18 protein-coding genes and 1 riboswitch are annotated in these 16,421 nt (G+C 64.5%); of the genes, 4 read left to right on the top strand and 14 right to left on the bottom strand.

The window, feature by feature from the left end:
* Window positions 1-73: 73 nt before the first annotated feature.
* The 5 genes from dxs to FJW06_RS03990 form a co-directional block, all read right to left on the bottom strand.
* On the bottom strand, window positions 74-1,981 hold the full coding sequence (dxs, locus tag FJW06_RS04010; protein WP_140748339.1) for a 1-deoxy-D-xylulose-5-phosphate synthase: 1,908 nt from the start codon (window positions 1,979-1,981) through the stop codon (window positions 74-76).
* Window positions 1,982-2,103: 122 nt separating this feature from the next.
* The gene (locus FJW06_RS04005) at window positions 2,104-3,024 is read right to left on the bottom strand and encodes a pirin family protein (RefSeq protein ID WP_140748336.1); all 921 of its coding nucleotides are present in this window, start codon (window positions 3,022-3,024) and stop codon (window positions 2,104-2,106) included.
* 9 nt (window positions 3,025-3,033) lie between these two features.
* A complete protein-coding gene (locus FJW06_RS04000; protein ID WP_140694206.1) occupies window positions 3,034-3,300 on the bottom strand; it encodes a DUF2277 family protein in 267 nt (88 codons plus the stop codon).
* A gap of 44 nt (window positions 3,301-3,344) precedes the next feature.
* Window positions 3,345-3,596: an exodeoxyribonuclease VII small subunit gene (locus FJW06_RS03995; RefSeq protein WP_095766752.1), complete on the bottom strand. Its 252-nt coding sequence runs from the start codon at window positions 3,594-3,596 to the stop codon at window positions 3,345-3,347.
* 3 nt (window positions 3,597-3,599) lie between these two features.
* Window positions 3,600-4,526, bottom strand: a complete 927-nt coding sequence (locus FJW06_RS03990; protein ID WP_140748333.1) for a histone deacetylase family protein — start codon at window positions 4,524-4,526, stop codon at window positions 3,600-3,602.
* A gap of 115 nt (window positions 4,527-4,641) precedes the next feature.
* Window positions 4,642-4,822: riboswitch (cobalamin riboswitch) on the top strand.
* A 42-nt stretch (window positions 4,823-4,864) separates the two neighbouring features.
* On the opposite strand from FJW06_RS03990, the gene bluB reads away from it, so the two are divergent.
* Window positions 4,865-5,599, top strand: a complete 735-nt coding sequence (gene bluB, locus FJW06_RS03985) for a 5,6-dimethylbenzimidazole synthase (protein WP_140748330.1) — start codon at window positions 4,865-4,867, stop codon at window positions 5,597-5,599.
* 5 nt (window positions 5,600-5,604) lie between these two features.
* Here bluB and FJW06_RS03980 read toward each other — a convergent pair whose 3' ends face one another.
* Window positions 5,605-6,588, bottom strand: a complete 984-nt coding sequence (locus FJW06_RS03980) for a hypothetical protein (RefSeq protein ID WP_140748327.1) — start codon at window positions 6,586-6,588, stop codon at window positions 5,605-5,607.
* A gap of 231 nt (window positions 6,589-6,819) precedes the next feature.
* A complete protein-coding gene (locus FJW06_RS03975) occupies window positions 6,820-7,413 on the bottom strand; it encodes a TetR/AcrR family transcriptional regulator (protein ID WP_140748324.1) in 594 nt (197 codons plus the stop codon).
* A gap of 119 nt (window positions 7,414-7,532) precedes the next feature.
* On the opposite strand from FJW06_RS03975, the gene FJW06_RS03970 reads away from it, so the two are divergent.
* A complete protein-coding gene (locus tag FJW06_RS03970) occupies window positions 7,533-8,753 on the top strand; it encodes an MFS transporter (RefSeq protein WP_140748321.1) in 1,221 nt (406 codons plus the stop codon).
* A 76-nt stretch (window positions 8,754-8,829) separates the two neighbouring features.
* On the opposite strand, the gene ribB is transcribed toward FJW06_RS03970, so the two are convergent.
* Together ribB and aroC are read right to left on the bottom strand one after the other, a co-directional pair.
* Window positions 8,830-9,930, bottom strand: a complete 1,101-nt coding sequence (gene ribB / locus FJW06_RS03965) for a 3,4-dihydroxy-2-butanone-4-phosphate synthase (RefSeq protein WP_140748318.1) — start codon at window positions 9,928-9,930, stop codon at window positions 8,830-8,832.
* 113 nt (window positions 9,931-10,043) lie between these two features.
* On the bottom strand, window positions 10,044-11,150 hold the full coding sequence (gene aroC, locus FJW06_RS03960) for a chorismate synthase (RefSeq protein WP_140748315.1): 1,107 nt from the start codon (window positions 11,148-11,150) through the stop codon (window positions 10,044-10,046).
* Between the two features lie 206 nt (window positions 11,151-11,356).
* Between aroC and FJW06_RS03955 the strand changes: the two genes are divergently transcribed.
* On the top strand, window positions 11,357-11,620 hold the full coding sequence (locus tag FJW06_RS03955) for a DUF1344 domain-containing protein (RefSeq protein ID WP_041002438.1): 264 nt from the start codon (window positions 11,357-11,359) through the stop codon (window positions 11,618-11,620).
* Window positions 11,621-11,877: 257 nt separating this feature from the next.
* On the opposite strand, the gene FJW06_RS03950 is transcribed toward FJW06_RS03955, so the two are convergent.
* From FJW06_RS03950 to FJW06_RS03935, 4 genes are all read right to left on the bottom strand, one after another.
* Window positions 11,878-12,465, bottom strand: a complete 588-nt coding sequence (locus tag FJW06_RS03950; RefSeq protein ID WP_140748312.1) for a histidine phosphatase family protein — start codon at window positions 12,463-12,465, stop codon at window positions 11,878-11,880.
* A 53-nt stretch (window positions 12,466-12,518) separates the two neighbouring features.
* The gene (gene fabI / locus FJW06_RS03945; protein ID WP_140748309.1) at window positions 12,519-13,337 is read right to left on the bottom strand and encodes an enoyl-ACP reductase FabI; all 819 of its coding nucleotides are present in this window, start codon (window positions 13,335-13,337) and stop codon (window positions 12,519-12,521) included.
* Between the two features lie 107 nt (window positions 13,338-13,444).
* Window positions 13,445-14,371, bottom strand: coding sequence for a J domain-containing protein (locus FJW06_RS03940; RefSeq protein WP_140748306.1), 927 nt, complete (start codon window positions 14,369-14,371; stop codon window positions 13,445-13,447).
* Between the two features lie 130 nt (window positions 14,372-14,501).
* Complete coding sequence (locus tag FJW06_RS03935; protein ID WP_140748303.1) at window positions 14,502-14,966, bottom strand: RT0821/Lpp0805 family surface protein; 465 nt, start codon at window positions 14,964-14,966, stop codon at window positions 14,502-14,504.
* A gap of 40 nt (window positions 14,967-15,006) precedes the next feature.
* Here FJW06_RS03935 and pdxH point away from each other — a divergent pair, with 40 nt between their 5' ends.
* On the top strand, window positions 15,007-15,624 hold the full coding sequence (gene pdxH, locus FJW06_RS03930; protein WP_140748300.1) for a pyridoxamine 5'-phosphate oxidase: 618 nt from the start codon (window positions 15,007-15,009) through the stop codon (window positions 15,622-15,624).
* Window positions 15,625-15,645: 21 nt separating this feature from the next.
* On the opposite strand, the gene FJW06_RS03925 is transcribed toward pdxH, so the two are convergent.
* Window positions 15,646-16,398 carry a crotonase/enoyl-CoA hydratase family protein gene (locus tag FJW06_RS03925; protein WP_140748297.1) on the bottom strand — a complete coding sequence of 251 codons (753 nt, stop codon included), beginning with the start codon at window positions 16,396-16,398 and terminating at the stop codon, window positions 15,646-15,648.
* Window positions 16,399-16,421 lie beyond the last annotated feature (23 nt).

Here is a 16,421-nt window from a genome sequence, read left to right as displayed (position 1 = left end):
CGCCAAACGGAAGCGTTAACAAACGCTTACATCCGAAAGCCGGCAAACTGATTGAGCATCTTGACGTTCCGATTCAGGCGCGCTGCGCCTGCACGCCATGGCCGAGCGCCGCGAAGACGGTGCGCACGATGCCGGCCGAGTCCAGGCCGGCATCGGCATACATCTTTTCGGGCTTGGCGTGGTCGGTGAACACGTCGGGCAGCACCAGCGGGCGCACCTTGAGGCCGCCTTCCAGCAAGCCCTCATGCGCGAGGAAATGCAGGACCTGGCTGGCAAAGCCGCCGATGGCGCCCTCCTCCACGGTCACAAGCACTTCGTGCGAACGGGCGAGCCGGCGGATGAGATCCTCGTCGAGCGGCTTGGCGAAGCGGGCGTCAGCGACGGTGGTGGAGAGACCCGCGGCGCCGAGCTCCTCGGCCGCCAGCAGGCAATCCTGCAGCCGCGTGCCGAAGGAAAGCAGCGCGACCTTGGTCCCTTCCTTGAGGATGCGGCCCTTGCCGATTTCGAGCAGCGAACCGCGCTCCGGCATGTCGACGCCGACGCCGTTGCCGCGCGGATAGCGGAAGGCGATCGGGCCGTCATCATAGGACGCGGCGGTGCGCACCATATGGCGAAGCTCCGCCTCGTCGGCCGCCGCCATGACGACGAAGCCCGGCAGCGAGGCGAGGAAAGTGGTGTCGAAGGCGCCGCAATGGGTGGCGCCGTCGGCGCCGACGAAGCCGGCGCGGTCGATGGGGAAGCGCACGGGCAGCTTCTGGATCGCCACGTCATGGACGACCTGGTCGTAGGCGCGCTGCAGGAAAGTGGAATAGATGGCGGCGAAGGGCTTGTAACCTTCGGTGGCGAGCCCCGCCGCGAAGGTCACCGCGTGCTGTTCGGCGATGCCGACATCGAAGGTCCGCTTCGGGAACACCTCGCCGAACAGGTCGAGGCCGGTGCCGCTCGGCATGGCGGCTGTGATGGCGACGATGCGGTCGTCCTCGCGCGCTTCCTGTATCAGGCTCTCCGCGAAGACCTTAGTGTAGGCGGGCGCGTTGGCCGGGGCTTTGGCCTGCGCGCCGGTGATGACGTCGAACTTGTTGACGCCGTGATATTTATCGGCGGCGGACTCGGCCGGCGCATAGCCCTTGCCCTTCTGGGTCACGACATGGATCAGCACCGGACCTTTGCCATTGTCGCGCACGTTTCTCAGCACCGGGATGAGGTGCTCGAGATTGTGCCCGTCGATGGGGCCGATGTGATAGAAGCCGAGCTCCTCGAACAAGGTGCCGCCGGTGACATAGCCGCGCGCATGCTCGACCGCACGGGTGATGGCGCGGTCGGCGCGCTTGCCGAGATAGGATGTCAGCTTCTTGCCGAAATCGCGCAGGCCGAGATAGGCCTTGCCCGACGCAAGCCTCGCCAGATAGGCGCTCATGGCGCCGGTCGGCGGCGCAATCGACATGTCATTGTCGTTGAGGATGACGATCAGCCGTGCATCGAGCGCGCCGGCATTGTTCAGCGCCTCGAAGGCCATGCCGGCCGACATCGAGCCGTCGCCGATCACGGAAATCACATTGTTGCGCCCGCCCGACAGGTCGCGCCCCATGGCCATACCGAGGCCGGCCGAAATCGAGGTCGAGGAGTGTGCTGCGCCGAACGGGTCGTATTCGCTCTCGGCGCGCCGGGTGAAGCCGGAAAGGCCGCCTTCCTGGCGCAGCGTGCGGATGCGGTCGCGGCGGCCGGTCAGGATCTTGTGCGGATAGGCCTGGTGGCCAACGTCCCAGATCAGCCGGTCCCGCGGCGTGTTGAAGACATAATGCAGGGCAACCGTCAATTCGATGACGCCGAGGCCTGCGCCGAGATGGCCACCTGTCTGCGAGACGGCATCGATGAGCTCGGCGCGGAGTTCCGCGGCAAGCTGAGGCAGCGCGCCTTCATCGAGCGTGCGCAGGTCCGCGGGAATGCGGACCTTGTCGAGCAGCGGCGTGTCTGGCTTCACTCGGGCGCGTCCTGCCTCAATGATCGAACACGGCGCTACCAGCGAATTGCGCCATAATCATGCGCGGCAATAGGCCGCCGCCGGGCGAATGTAAATGCGCGCCAGTGACGCGCGGGCGGTTCCTAGTTCTCGGGCAGTGGAATGAACTCTTCCTCATCGCCGGGAACGATATCGAAGCGGCCTGTCTTCCATTCCTGTTTGGCCTGTTCGATGCGTTCCTTCGAGGACGAGACGAAATTCCACCAGATGTAGCGCTTGGAACCCAGCGAAGCGCCGCCGAACAGCATGAAATGCGCGCCGCGCTCGGAAGAGACGACGATCTCCTCGCCCGGCTTGAACACCAGGAGCCGTTCGGCCGGGAAAACATCGCCGGCGATCGACACGTCGCCCTCCAGCGTGTAGATGGCGCGCTCCTCGGCATCGGCCGGAATCTTCACGCTGGCGCCCGCAGCCAGCCTGAGATCGGCGTAAAGCGTGTCCGAGGCGGTCGCCACTGGCGAGCGCAGGCCTGAGAATTCGCCGATGACGACACGGCCGCTGACGCCTCCGGCATCGATCTCAGGCAAGCGGGCCACCGACGTGTTGGCGAAAATCGGTGCGATTTCCTCCTTGCCGTCGGGCAGCGCCAGCCAGGTCTGCAGGCCGGAGACCGACATCGGTGCGCCGCGCATTTCCTCCGGCGTGCGCTCCGAATGAACGATGCCGCGCCCCGCGGTCATCAAATTCACGTCGCCCGGCGCGATCACCATCTCGGTGCCGAGCGAGTCGCGATGTCTGATCCTGCCGTCGAACAGATAGGTGACCGTGGACAGCCCGATATGCGGATGCGGGCGCACGTCCAGCGCCTGGCCGGCGCGCAGGATAGCCGGGCCCATGCGGTCGAAAAATATGAACGGACCGACCAGGCGGCGTTTTGCCGTCGGCAGAGCGCGGCGCACCTCGAACCCGCCGATATCCTTGGCGTTCGGAACGACCATCAGCTCGATCTGGTCGCAGGCGAAGGCATCGCCGGGCTCAGGGTCGTTTCCCGGAAAGAAGCTCATGACTATCCCTCAGGCGAAACGCAGCGCCGACCTGGCCTTGGCCTTGGCAGCCTCTTCCTCGCGATTGCGCGGTTCCTGATTGGTTTCGAGCGAATCGATCAATTCGCGCGCAGCGGCCGCGATCGCTTCCACTGCATGATAAAAAGCGTGCTCGTTGCGCTTGGACGGCTTGGTCGAGCCGGCCAGCTTGCGCACGAACTGAAGCGCTGCGTCGTGCACTTCGTCATTGGTCGCCGGCGGCTCGAAATTGGCCAAGGTCTTGATGTTGCGGCACATGGCTTGAACTCCTTACCTGCTCTCTCTGCCCACCCTATTCCAAATCAGTCGGCGTCCAGCGGCTCCGTTCCCACCGGCTTGCCGTCACGCGAAAGCCTGATCTTCTCGACCTTGTCCTCGGCCGCTTTCAGCAGCCTGTCGCAATGCGCCTTCAGTGCCTCGCCGCGCTCATAGATCTTGATCGACTGGTCGAGCGGGACGTCGCCGCGCTCAAGATCATCGACGATCTTCTCCAGCGCATCGAGCGCCTGTTCGAAGCTCATCGCCTTGACGTCCTCATTGCCTTCCAATGCCATACTCTATCCCTTCATCAGCCGCCCGACATGGGCGGCGACTGAAAATGCCAGTCCCTGCAGATCGTAGCCGCCTTCCAGCAGGCTGACGAGCCTGTTGCCGCTGTGGCGAGCTGCGCGCTCCATCAACTGGCCCGTCGCCCAGTCGAAATCGTCCTCGGTCAGGTTGATCTCAGCCAACGGATCGCGATGGTGCGCGTCGAAGCCGGCGGAAATGATGATCAGGTCCGGCGCGAACGCGTCGATCGACGGCAGCACGCGCGACAGGAAGGCGTCACGGAACAGGTCGCTGCCGGTCTGCGGCGCGAGCGGCGCGTTGACGATGTTGCCGGCGCCGGTCTCGCTTTTCGCGCCGGTGCCGGGATAAAGCGGCATCTGATGCGTCGAGCAATAGAGGACCGACGGATCGTCCCAGAAAATGTCCTGCGTGCCGTTGCCGTGGTGGACGTCCCAATCGACGATGGCGACGCGCTCGGCCTGATGCTTCTTCTGCGCGTAACGGGCGGCGATGGCCGCGGTGTTGAACAGGCAGAAGCCCATCGCCGTGGTCTTTTCGGCGTGGTGGCCGGGCGGACGGGCGGCGACGAAGACGTTTGCCGCACGGCCCTCGAAGACATCGTCGACCGCGGCGTTGGCCGCGCCGATCGCCGTCACCGCCGCCTGCCAGCTCTTCGGGCTGGCGCTGGTATCGGCATCGATCGAAACGATACCGCTCTCGGGGATCGCGGCGCGGACACGCTCGACGAAAGCCTCGGGGTGCGCGTAGAGGATCGTTTTCTCGTCGCCTTCCGGCGCCTTGACGCGGTCGAGCGCCGAAAAAGCCTCATCGTCGAGCACCCGCTCGATGGCGCGCAGGCGGTCGGGCCGCTCAGGGTGGCCGGGCGGCGTGAGGTGTTCGAGGAAGATCGGGTGCGTGTAGAGACGTGTGGCCATGGCGCCTAATCTAGGCACCCGCGGCCGTAATGACCATGTTTGAAAAGCCGAATGGCTCGGGAAATTGCGCCAGCCCATGTCGTCCGCGCCATTGGCGGGTGCCGAACTTCGCGGTAAGGTCACTTCGCTGCCTGGTGCCTGCGGCGACGCGGGAGAATCGGGAACACGGTTGAACTCCGTGGCGTGCCCAACGCTGTGAGGGGGACCGCGCCGGCAAACGCCACTGTCCATGACGGGAAGGCGCCGGAGCGGGACGATCCCGAGCCAGAAGACCGGCCCGGCAGACATGGTCTTCCGCTTGGTCAGGCGGGGGACTGCTTGTCGCAAGGGGAAAAGCGATGACGGCAGCAGCGATCGCCGCAAGCGGCGACGACTTCGACCAATCGGCGCGCGACGCGGTCTATCGGGCGATGTTCACCAGGCGTGACGTGCGCAGCCATTTTGTTCCCGACGATCTCGATGATCATGTGCTGGCGCGGCTTCTCACCGCCGCGCATCATGCGCCGTCGGTGGGCTATATGCAGCCGTGGAATTTCATCGTCATCCGCGATGCCGAGCGGCGCAGACAAGTGCGCGACCTGTTCCTCGCCGCGCGCGAGCAGGAACTGCCGGCCATCGAGGCGGACCGGCAGGCGCTTTACCGCAAGCTGAAGCTCGAAGGCATATGCGAAAGCGCGCTCAATCTCTGCATCACCTGTGACCGGCAGCGGTCGAAGGATTCGCCGCTCGGGCGGTGGCACAATCCGGAGATGGACCTCTACAGCACCGTCTGCGCGGTTCAGAATTTCTGGTTGGCGGCACGCGCCGAGGGCGTCGGCGTCGGCTGGGTGAGCATCATCGAAACCGAGGCATTGAAGCGGCTTCTCGCGATCCCGGAGCATGTCACGCCGATCGCCTATCTCTGCGTCGGCCGCGTCTCGGAATTCGCGCCGAAGCCGGATCTCGAAGCGCATGGCTGGGGCAAGCGCCTGCCGCTGCCCGAACTGGTAATGAGCGAGACGTTTTCCGGCACCGGCGAGGCGCCGCTCAAATCGGCGATCGCCAGTCTCGGCGCCGGGCCGTCGAAACCCTGACCTGATCAGGCCACTCGAGGCGTATCCCAGCGCGAGCCGCCGCCGAAGGAGCCGAGTGCCTTGTCGCGCAGCTCCCTGAATTTGGACGAGGCCTCGGCGAGCCGCGTGTCCCATTCGAGGTTGGGCGCCTGACCTTCGATGGCTTCGAAATAGACCTGCATCAAGGACGCGATGGCGAACGGCTCGATGAAGGCTGCCTTGAAGGCCCAGGCAAAGACGATCGCCAGCACGAAGGCCCAGCCGGCCAATTGTCCGGGCATGACCCACAGGATCGCGGCGGCGGGCGCCAGCATCAACAGGAAGATGACGAAGGACACGCCCCACATGATCACCGCCAGCCAGACGGCGTTCTTGACCATGTGCTTGCCGTTCTGCGCGTAGAGCACGACGCCTTGCCTCGCCGTCTCGAAGGGCGAGCTCGAATTGATGCGGATATTGTAGCCGAGGATGATCTCGTCGACATAGGTCAGCGAGATGCGGATGACGGTATTGATGAAGCTGACCACCCCGCTCAGGCCCGGAATGGGCAGGAACGCGGCGATGCCGCCGATCAGGCCTGTGATGGCGCGGATGGCGCCCTTGACCAGTTGGTCGACGACGAAAAGAATGTTGGCCTCGGCGAAACGCTGGGTGACCACTTCCTTGGCATAGGCGATCTGGCTCTGGCCGTCGGGCACGTCATGGCCGTCGATCAGGTGCACCATGACGGCGATATGGCCCGCTTTCAGCACGTAAAGAATGTATTCGCGGATCCAGTAGACGGCGATCGACACGATACCGAAGCCGACCACGCCGCCCCAGAGTGCGAAGGACATCGGACCGTCCGGATCGGTCGAGATGTGACCGACGCCATAGCCGACGCTGGCGCCCGTGCCGGTCGCCATGATGTAGGCGACCGTGATGCCGAAATAGACGATCATTCGAAAGACGATGAACGGCCATGTCCGCATCATGATGGACACAGACCGGCCAATGCTGAAGTCCCACATGCCCCGACTCCCCACATCCCGCGCATGACCCCGAAAATCGGAATCGATTTTCGGAAAGGATCATGCGCCGAATTAAAGTTTTACAGCGTCCTTTGCGCGTTCAAAGAACGCGCGGCGCTGTAAGAGATGGCGCAGGAGGATGCGCTCGCCCTACCGATTGTCAATCGCGGCAAGATTGCACCGCCCGGAAACCGGTGCACAACGCGGTGGCTTGGTACCCAGGCGTGCCCCTCAGGGCTTTTTGCGCAAGCCTTCGAGCAATTGCTTGAACGCCGCGATCGCCTTCTTCGACGTCGCTTCCGGATCTTTCGAATTGGCGATGCGCTGCGCGGCCTGGCTGCTGGCGCCATTGATCAGCCGTGAGGTCGTCTCGGGGTCAAGGTCCGGCACGACCACGCCCTCTTCCTGCAGCTTCGTCAGATGGTCGGTCATCGAGGCGATGCAGGCGCTGGCATTCGGCCACTGTGCCGGGTCGCCGAGCACTGCCGGGGCGTCGCGGAACATGATGCGCTGGATTTCCGGCTCCAGCGCCATCTCGATATAAGTGGTGCATTCGTCGACGAAATGCTGCCAGCGGGTCGGCGCTTTCGACGCCACCTCCTTCACCCGCAAGGCCATCTCACCGTCGATCTCGGCGATCACCGCCTGCAGCAGCCCCTTCTTGTCGCCGAAATGATGGTAGAGCGCGCCGCGCGTGAGACCGGCCGAGGCGGTGAAATCGTCCATCGAGGCCTCGGCATAGCCGATCGTGCCGAAGGCGTGGCGGGCGGCCGCAATCAGCTTGGCGCGCGTTTTGGCGATCATTTCCTTGCGCGGTCTGTGCATGGCTCTGGCCCTATTCACATACGCATCGTATGCCAATGACATACGCGACGTATGAATTATCTGACATTCATACGCTGCGTATGTAATTGCGGCTGTCACTCTTGTCGAGGAGCAGGATCATGCGAAACCCCTATGCGGACATCTTTCGGGCTCCCGGCACGAAAGGCTTTGCCGCGGCCGCCTTCATCGCGCGCCTGCCGATCGCCATGGCGCCGATCGGCATCGTGGCGATGCTGTCGCAGACGCATGGCGAATACTGGCTGGCCGGCGCCGTCTCGGCCACATACGCACTGGTCAACGCTTTTCTTTCGCCGCAAGTGTCGCGGCTGGTGGACCGGCGCGGCCAGACAGCGATCGCAGCACCCATGACGCTCGTTTCGGTGCTTTCCTTCGCGACGTTGATCGTCGCGGCCAACCAGCACTGGCCGGCCTGGACCTTGTTCCTGTCGGCGCTGCTTGCCGCCGCCATGCCCAGCATCCCGGCGCTGGTCAGGGCACGCTGGACCGAGATTTTTCGCGATCGGCCGGAGCTCAACACCGCCTTCGCCTTCGAATCGGCCGCGGACGAGCTGGTCTATGTCGCCGGCGCCTCGCTGTCGGTGGGCTTGAGCGCGGCGCTGTTTCCCGAAGCCGGCATGGTGGTCAGCACGTTGCTGCTTGCGCTCGGCTCGGCGGCATTCCTGCTGCAGCGCTCGTCCGAGCCGCCGGTCCGCCCGGCCGAACATGGCGCGGCCGGGTCGGCGATCCGCCTGCGGCCGGTGCAGATCATCACTTTCGCGCTGATCTTCGTCGGCGCGACCTTCGCCACGACGGAAGTCACCACAGTCGCCATCACCAAAGAGCTTGGCCAACCTGAGGCGGCAAGCCTCGTCATCGGCGTCTATGCGCTGGGATCCTTCGTGCTCGGCATCATCGTCGGCGCGCTCAGCCTGAAGGCGCCGTTGCAGCGGCAATTGGCGCTCGCGGTCACTGCGATCGCGCTCACCACGTTGCCGTTGCTCTTCGCCGACGCCGTGCCGACGCTGGCGCTCGCGGTGTTCGTCAGCGGCGTCCCTATCTCGCCGACCTTCATCACCGCCTTCGGCCTGATCGAGCGCCACGTGCCGCCGGCCATGCTCACCGAGGGCGTCACCTGGGTGACGACCGGCATCGGCATCGGCATGGCGCTGGGCTCCTTCGCCGCCGGCTGGATGGTCGACACTTTCGGCCCGCAGAACGGGTTCTGGGTGTCCGTGGCTGCTGGAGGGATCGCCTTTGCTACCGTGCTCGCCGGCCAATGCCGGCTGGCGACGAACGATTGCGATGTGGATAGGGGTGAAGCGGTAATGCCCGCGGAGTGACGGTTATTCGGTATCATCAGCGCAGACACTAGCAGTTGGCCGGAGCCTCAACGACTTCGATCAATCAGCACGCTGGTCATAGAATCTCGGTCTTGGCGATATGGATGCCAAACCCCTCGAGGCCGACATAGTGGCGCTCGCGCGAGGCGATCAGGTTGATCGAAGAGATGCCGAGGTCCTTGAGGATCTGGGCGCCGAGGCCGATCTCGCGCCATTCGTTCTCGCGGCGGCGGGCTTCCTCATGGTCCTCGCGGTCGCCACTCGCGGGCCGCTTGCGCTCCTGATGCGCGACGCCGACCGAGCCTTCACGCAGATAGACGATGACACCGCGCCGGCGCTCGCCCATCGCCTTCATGATGCCGTCGAGCCGGTGGCTGGTGCCGAAGACGTCGGTGACGACATCTTCCGAATGCAGCCGTACCGGAACTTCTTCGCCATCGCGGATATCGCCGAAGACGACCGCCAGGTGATGCATGGAATCCCAGGGCAGCGTGTAAGTGAAGGCCTGCGCCTTGCCGCCGGGCGTTTCGATATCGGAACAGGCGACGCGTTCGACCAGCGTCTCCTTGCGCTGGCGATAGGCGATGAGGTCGGCGACCGAGACCTGCTTCAGCCCATGTTCCTCGGCGAAGGCCTGCACTTGCGGCCCGCGCTTGACCGTGCCGTCGTCATTGACCAGTTCGGAAATGACGCCGACCGGCGGCAGGCCGGCAAGCTTGCAGAGATCGACCGCGGCTTCGGTATGGCCGGAGCGCATCAAGACGCCGCCTTCGCGGGCGATCAGCGGGAAGATGTGGCCGGGGCGCACGAAATCCGACGGGCCGACATTGCCGTTGGCGAGGTTGCGCACGGTCAGCGTGCGGTCGTCGGCGGAAATGCCGGTCGTGGTACCATGCTTGAAGTCGACGCTGACGGTGAAGGCGGTGGTGTGGGCGGAGTCATTGTCCGCCACCATCGGCGCCAGGTTCAGCCGCCTTGCGTCCTCGCGCAGCATCGGCGTGCAGACGATGCCGGAGGTGTTGCGCACGATGAAGGCCATCTTTTCCGGCGTGCAATGCACGGCGGCAACGATCAGGTCGCCCTCGTTCTCGCGACCGTCATCGTCCATGACGACGACGATCTCGCCGCGCTCGAAGGCGCGGATCGCTTCGACGATCTTCTTCTGGTCGTATGGCATGGGACGCTCGCTTCGCTCGCAAGGGAGTAGGGGAATAGGGCAGTAAGGGAGTAAGGGGAAAGGAAAAAGTATGGCGACCTGCGGGCGGCAGCGTTAACCTACTGCCCACTGCCTTATTCCCCTCCCTTACCCGTCTGTCCTCTGTGCCGCAGATAGTGGTCGGCGATGGCGCAGGCAACCATGGCCTCGCCGATCGGCACGGCGCGGATGCCGACGCACGGGTCGTGGCGGCCCTTGGTCATCACCTCGACATCCTTGCCGTCCTTGTCGATCGACCGGCGCGGGGTCAGGATCGACGAGGTCGGCTTGACGGCGAAGCGGGCGACGATCGGCTGTCCGGTCGAGATGCCGCCGAGGATGCCGCCGGCATTGTTGGACAGGAACACCGGCTTGCCGTCATTGCCCATGCGCATCTCGTCGGCATTCTGTTCGCCGGTGATGCGGGCCGCCTCGAAGCCATTGCCGATCTCGACGCCTTTGACGGCGTTGATCGACATCAGGCCGGACGCGATGTCCTGGTCGAGCTTGGCGTAGATCGGCGCACCAAGGCCGGCCGGCACGCCGTCCGCGACGATCTCGATCACCGCACCGACCGAGGAGCCGGCCTTGCGGATGCCGTCGAGATATTCGGTGAAGATCGGAACCGACGCCGGATCCGGGGTGAAGAACGGGTTTTCGGCGTCGCCGACGAAGTTCCAGTTCCAGTTGGCGCGATCGATCGATTTCTCGCCCATCGAGACCAGCGCGCCACGCACCACCATGCCAGGCACAACCTTACGCGCCAGCGCGCCCGCCGCCACTCTGGCCGCCGTCTCGCGCGCCGACGAACGGCCGCCGCCACGATGGTCGCGCAGGCCGTATTTGACGTAGTAGGTGTAGTCGGCATGGCCCGGCCGGTACTGGCGCGCGATCTCGCCATAATCCTTGGAGCGCTGGTCGACATTGTCGATCAGCATCGACACCGGCGTGCCGGTGGTGATCATCGTCTCGCCGTCCTCGTCTAGGATGAAGCCGGACAGGATCTTGACCTCGTCCGGCTCGCGGCGCTGGGTGACGAAACGCGACTGTCCGGGGCGGCGCCGGTTGAGCTCGGCCTGGATATCCTCGCGCCTGAACCGGATGCCGGGCGGACAGCCGTCGACAACACAGCCGAGCGCCGCGCCATGGCTTTCGCCCCAGGTGGTGACGCGGAAGAGGTGGCCGAATGTGTTGTGAGACATGAGAATACGCCCTGCCCCGGTGAGGGAACCCGGTTAAGGCTGCCTTCTATTGGCGTTTTCCACAGTGGTCAAACGGTGATCGGGTGCATCAAACTGTGATGTGGCGGATTTAGTTTTGACACATTCGGTTGGTTTCTGCTCTCTTCCCATCCGCCGTTGAGGATCCGCCGCTGACGAGCCGGCGCAATGACCTAAAGAGGACGACGATGCGTACCCTGATTGGCGCCGCCTGCGCCATGCTGCTGATTTCCACCGCCGCCGCGTTCGCCGGCCAGACCGAAGGCCTGATCAAGAAGGTCGACAAGGACACGCTGACGCTGACGCTTGACGACGGCAAGGCCTACAAGCTCAACGCCGAGACCGACATCGACTCGCTCAAGCCCGGCATGGACATCGTCATCGCCTATGACGTGACCAATGGCGAGAATGTCGTGACGGACATGCAATTGCCCGACAGCGACCAGAATTAGTCTGCGCCGCGAGGCTCAAAGCTTCGTCATTCTAGGGCGAAGCAAGGAGCGGAGCGACGCGCGCAGACCCTAGAATCCATTGCCGTTACGTTGAGGCTTTGCAGCGGTGCAGAACGACGTTTGTTCTGTACCGCTTTTGCCATTCAACCTGGGTCACGGCATGGATCCTAGGGTCTACGCGACGCTTCGCGTCGCTCCGCCCTAGGATGACGAATTCAGGTGGCTTCGTCCGCTCTCCTGTGGGCTTTGAGACTGCCTCAAAGCCACTCCAAGCTCTGGCCCTCCAGCCGCAGCAGGCGGTCCTGCGGGACATCAAGGCCCGCGGCTTCCTGCTTGGAAAGACCAACGACCAAGCGGAAGAAGCAGCGGATGACGCCGCCGTGGGTGACACAGACGGTGGGCTGCCGAAGTTCGGCGAACCATGGCTTTATCCGCTCCAGCAGCATCTCGTAGCTTTCGGCGCCCTCGCCGGGCGGCTGGAAATCCCATTTGGCGTGGCGGCGGCCGTCGGTTGAGCCGGGCGCGCGCTCCTCGAGCTCGGCGAAGGTGAAGCCCTGCCAGTCGCCGAAGCTGATCTCGACCAGGCGCGCATCGGTGCGGTAGCCGGAGGGATCGAGCCCCATCGCTTCGCGCATCAACTCCATCGTCTCGCGCGTGCGCCGCATCGGGCTGGCGACAAAATCAAAACCCTCGGCCTTGCCGATGAGCTCGGCCAGTCGCCGGCCGTTAAGCCTCGCCTGCTCGCGGCCAAAATCGTTGATGTCGGTGTCGGCCTGGCCCTGCAGGCGGTGCTCGGCATTCCACTCCGTCTGGCCGTGGCGCGCGATGTAGACGAGCGGATACATCAGGTCTTCCGAGGTCGGGCCAGGGCCTGGGACGAAGGGGTAAGCGGAGACGATCAGTCCTTGACGGTCGAGATATCGGGCGCGTCGACCGCCTTCATGCCGACGACATGGTAGCCGGAATCGACATGATGGACCTCGCCGGTCACGCCGCGCGACAGGTCGGACAGGAAGTAGACGCCGGAATCACCGACCTCTTCCTGCGTCACCGTCTGCTTCAGCGGCGAATTGTATTCGTTCCACTTCAGGATATAGCGGAAGTCGCCGATGCCGGAGGCGGCGAGCGTCTTGATCGGGCCTGCGGAGATGGCGTTGACGCGGATCTTCCTGGCGCCGAGGTCGACAGCCAGATAGCGCACGCTGGCCTCGAGCGCCGCCTTGGCGACGCCCATGACATTGTAATGCGGCATCACCTTCTCGGCGCCATAATAGGTCAGCGTCAACAGCGAGCCGCCCTCGGTCATCAGCGGCTCGGCGCGCTTGGCGATGGTGGTGAAGGAAAACACCGAGATGTCCATCGTGCGCAGGAAATTGTCGCGCGTCGTCTCGACATAACGGCCGGTGAGCTCGTCCTTGTCGGAGAAGGCGATGGCATGGACGAGGAAGTCGAGCTTGCCCCAATGCTTGGCGATGTCTGCGAAAACGGCGTCAAGGCTACCCGGGTCGGTGACATCGCAATGGCCCGCGACATGCGCGTTGAGCTCGGCCGCAAGCGGCTCGACGCGCTTCTTGAAGGCCTCGCCCTGATAGGTCAGGGCGATTTCGGCGCCGTGATCGACGCAAGCCTTGGCGATGCCGAAAGCGATCGACCGATTGTTGGCGACGCCCAGGATCAGGCCCCGCTTACCGGCCATCAGGCCCTGTCCACCTGCCATGTGCAAGCTCTCCGCAAGAATATCCGCTTTGTGGAGAGCCTATCGCACAGGCACAAAGCCCCTTCAAGCGCCCAAAAGACACTGCAACAGGAACAAAATTCCCTCGATCAGCCTTTTCGGCGGCGCATCAGGGCCTCAAGCTCGGCATCGCCGCCTTCCGGCAGCATCAGCCTGACATGGGCATAGAGATCGCCATGGCCGCCGGCCTTTTCTGGCAAGCCCCTGCCCTTCAGGCGCAGAACCTTGTCCGAGCTCGACCATGCCGGAACATTGACAGCGAGCTTGCCGGTCGGCGTTTCGACCGCCACCTTGGCGCCGAGCACCGCGTCGGCCAGATCGACGGGTAGATCGACATGCAAGTCGCGCCCCTCGATGCGGTAGCGCGGATGGCGGCGGATGTGGATCTTGACCAGCGCGTCGCCCGGTTGGCCCGGCCCCTGCTCGCCCTGGCCCTTCAGGCGGATCGTCTGGCCGTCCTCGACATAGGCCGGCAGCTTGACCGCCACCTTGCGGCCATCGGGGAACATCGCCGTCACCTTATCGGCGGTGGCTGCCTCCTCGACGCTGATGTCCATGGTGACGTTGAGGTCGGCCGCCTGGACCGGCTGGCGGCGGTCGGCCCTGCCGGCGCCGCGGGCGCCGGAAAAGGCTTCGCCGAAGATCTGGCTGAAGATGTCGCTGTTGCCGTCGAACGGATCGCCGCCCGGACGCCCGGTGCGGAATTCGAAATGCGCGCCGCCGGGGCCCTGCTGGCGGCGGAAACCGGCGAACGGGTCGCCGCCGGCCGCGCCTTCAAAACCCTGGAATTTCGGCTTGCCCTCGGCGTCGATCTCGCCGCGATCGTAGGCGGCGCGCGTCTTCTCGTCGCCGACGATCTCGTAAGCCTGGTTGGCGGCGGCAAAACGGTCCTTCGCCTTGGGATCATTCGGATTCTGGTCCGGATGATATTTCTTGGCGAGCTTGCGGTAAGCCGATTTTATGTCCTTGGCCGATGCGTTCTTGGCAACGCCCAGCACCTCATAGGGGTCGCGCATGCTTCCTGCCTGCAAGAGAGAATGGATTTATAGTCGTCCCCTATATGCGCTCGCATAGGAAGAAATTCCAGTAGCGCAAGGGCAATTAGCGCGCGAAACTCAGAGTGCCCGAATTCAGGGAGGTCCGAAATCAAAGCGCCTTGAATTCCTGCATGCGCCAGCCGCCGGCGCCGGCAAGGCACAGCTCGCCCTTGTAGAGGGCAACCCCGTCGAAGCTCTCGCGCGTGGCGCTGAAGCGGCGGCAGGTCAGGCCGCCATCCTTCAGCTCCACCAGCTCGGTGATGGCGCCGCGCGAGCCGGTGCCGGCATTGGCCCATGGAACCGCCTGGCCGCCAAGCTCCTTGATGTCGGCGGATGAAACGGCGTTGCCGATGGTGGTCTGGTCGGAATCCTGGTCGGCCGAAGCCGGCGCTGCAGGCGAGGACGGCGTGCTGGAGGTGATGATCGAGCGGTCGACATCGACCTTTTCCAGGCTGAAGCCGCCAGCCCCGCAGGCGGCAAGAGGAAGCGCCAACGTCAACAGCGCAGCCTTGGCACTGGCCGAAGCGATAGCGCTCCATTGCCTGCTGTCAAAAGCTTGCGCGATACGCGACAATCGGCGAACTCCTCCCGCAACGTTAAAAATTTGGAAAACTATGAACGAAACCGAGTTAACAAGCGGTGACTTCGCCGAAGCGGCGGAGCCGTTCCGGCTCTTTGCCGCATGGCTGGAGGACGCCGGCAAAAGCGAGCCCAACGATCCCAACGGCGTGGCGCTGGCAACCGTCGACGCCGACGGCATGCCGGATGTGCGGATGGTGCTGCTCAAGGGGTTCGACGAAAAGGGATTTGTCTTCTACACGAATTTCGAGAGCGCCAAGGGCCGCGAGATTCTTGGCAGCATGAAGGCGGCGATGTGCTTCCACTGGAAATCGCTGCGCCGCCAGGTGCGCGTGCGCGGACCGGTGGAGATCGTCAGCAACGCCGAGGCCGACGCCTATTATGCGACGAGGCCGCGCGGCAGCCGCATCGGCGCCTGGGCCTCGAAACAGTCGAGGCCGCTGGAAAGCCGCTTCGCGCTGGAGAAGGCGGTGGCCGAATACACGGCGCGCTACGCCATCGGCGAGATCCCGCGGCCGAAGCACTGGTCGGGCTTCCGCATCGTGCCGCAGACGATCGAGTTCTGGCACGACAGGCCGTTCCGCCTGCATGACCGCATCCTCTTCTCACGCAACACCGCCGGTGGCTGGGACAAGACGCGGCTCTATCCTTGAACGATAATGCAGGCGAAGGGCTCAGCCCTTCTTGCGTGTCATGAAAGCGGTGAGCGCCGCGCGCGCCTCTTCGGAGGTCAGCCGCTCGCGGAAATGCTCGCTCTCGACCTTGATGCGGGCGATCAATTCCTCGCGCCGCTCGCGCATCAGGTCGCGCGCGATCTTCAGCGCCTGCGGCGGCTTGGCGGCGATGCCGTCGGCGGCGGCCAGCACCGCGCCTTCCAGCGCGTCTTCAGCGACGACCTCATAGATCAGCCCGGCGGCCTTGGCGCGCTCGGCCGAAAAGCCCTCGCCGAGGCCGAGCAGCGCGAAGGCGCCCTGCCGTCCCAGAAGCTGCGGCGCGATGAGGCTGGAGCCAGCCTCCGGCACCAGGCCGAGATCGACGAAGGGCGTGCGAAAGAGCGTGCGGGGCGTGGCGAAGGTCAGGTCGCAATGCAGATTGAGCGTGGTGCCGATGCCGACGGCTATTCCGTCGACGCCCGAGACCATCGGCTTTTCGGTCCTGGCCAGCGCCATCAGGAAGTCCCAGACCTCGTTGCCGCCCTCCCCGCCGGTGGCGATGACCAGGAAATCGGCGAGGTCGTTGCCGGAGGAAAAGGCGCCCGGAACGCCGAGGAAGACGTGGACGCGGACCGCCGGATCGGCATCGCCTTCGGCAAGCGCGGCCGACATTTTCGCATACATGGCGCGGGTCAGCGCGTTCTTCTTGTCGGGACGGTTCATGCGGATGATCTGCACGGCGCCCTGGCGCTCGACGAGGATATGGTCTGTCACGATTGGTCCTTTGAACGTCAGGA

The organism is Mesorhizobium sp. B4-1-3, from assembly GCF_006439355.1.
Lineage (GTDB): Bacteria > Pseudomonadota > Alphaproteobacteria > Rhizobiales > Rhizobiaceae > Mesorhizobium.
Note: the sequence above shows the minus strand (reverse complement) of the source record. Positions and strands in the feature narration are given on the sequence as shown.

Coding starts and splice junctions, on each gene's coding strand:
- FJW06_RS04005 (WP_140748336.1), bottom strand. CDS start 3,024: ATGAGCTTCTTTCCGGGAAACGACCCTGAGCCCGGCGATGCCTTCGCC.
- FJW06_RS04000 (WP_140694206.1), bottom strand. CDS start 3,300: ATGTGCCGCAACATCAAGACCTTGGCCAATTTCGAGCCGCCGGCGACC.
- FJW06_RS03995 (WP_095766752.1), bottom strand. CDS start 3,596: ATGGCATTGGAAGGCAATGAGGACGTCAAGGCGATGAGCTTCGAACAG.
- FJW06_RS03990 (WP_140748333.1), bottom strand. CDS start 4,526: ATGGCCACACGTCTCTACACGCACCCGATCTTCCTCGAACACCTCACG.
- bluB (WP_140748330.1), top strand. CDS start 4,865: ATGACGGCAGCAGCGATCGCCGCAAGCGGCGACGACTTCGACCAATCG.
- FJW06_RS03980 (WP_140748327.1), bottom strand. CDS start 6,588: ATGTGGGACTTCAGCATTGGCCGGTCTGTGTCCATCATGATGCGGACA.
- FJW06_RS03975 (WP_140748324.1), bottom strand. CDS start 7,413: ATGCACAGACCGCGCAAGGAAATGATCGCCAAAACGCGCGCCAAGCTG.
- FJW06_RS03970 (WP_140748321.1), top strand. CDS start 7,533: ATGCGAAACCCCTATGCGGACATCTTTCGGGCTCCCGGCACGAAAGGC.
- ribB (WP_140748318.1), bottom strand. CDS start 9,930: ATGCCATACGACCAGAAGAAGATCGTCGAAGCGATCCGCGCCTTCGAG.
- aroC (WP_140748315.1), bottom strand. CDS start 11,150: ATGTCTCACAACACATTCGGCCACCTCTTCCGCGTCACCACCTGGGGC.
- FJW06_RS03955 (WP_041002438.1), top strand. CDS start 11,357: ATGCGTACCCTGATTGGCGCCGCCTGCGCCATGCTGCTGATTTCCACC.
- FJW06_RS03950 (WP_140748312.1), bottom strand. CDS start 12,465: ATGTATCCGCTCGTCTACATCGCGCGCCACGGCCAGACGGAGTGGAAT.
- fabI (WP_140748309.1), bottom strand. CDS start 13,337: ATGGCAGGTGGACAGGGCCTGATGGCCGGTAAGCGGGGCCTGATCCTG.
- FJW06_RS03940 (WP_140748306.1), bottom strand. CDS start 14,371: ATGCGCGACCCCTATGAGGTGCTGGGCGTTGCCAAGAACGCATCGGCC.
- pdxH (WP_140748300.1), top strand. CDS start 15,007: ATGAACGAAACCGAGTTAACAAGCGGTGACTTCGCCGAAGCGGCGGAG.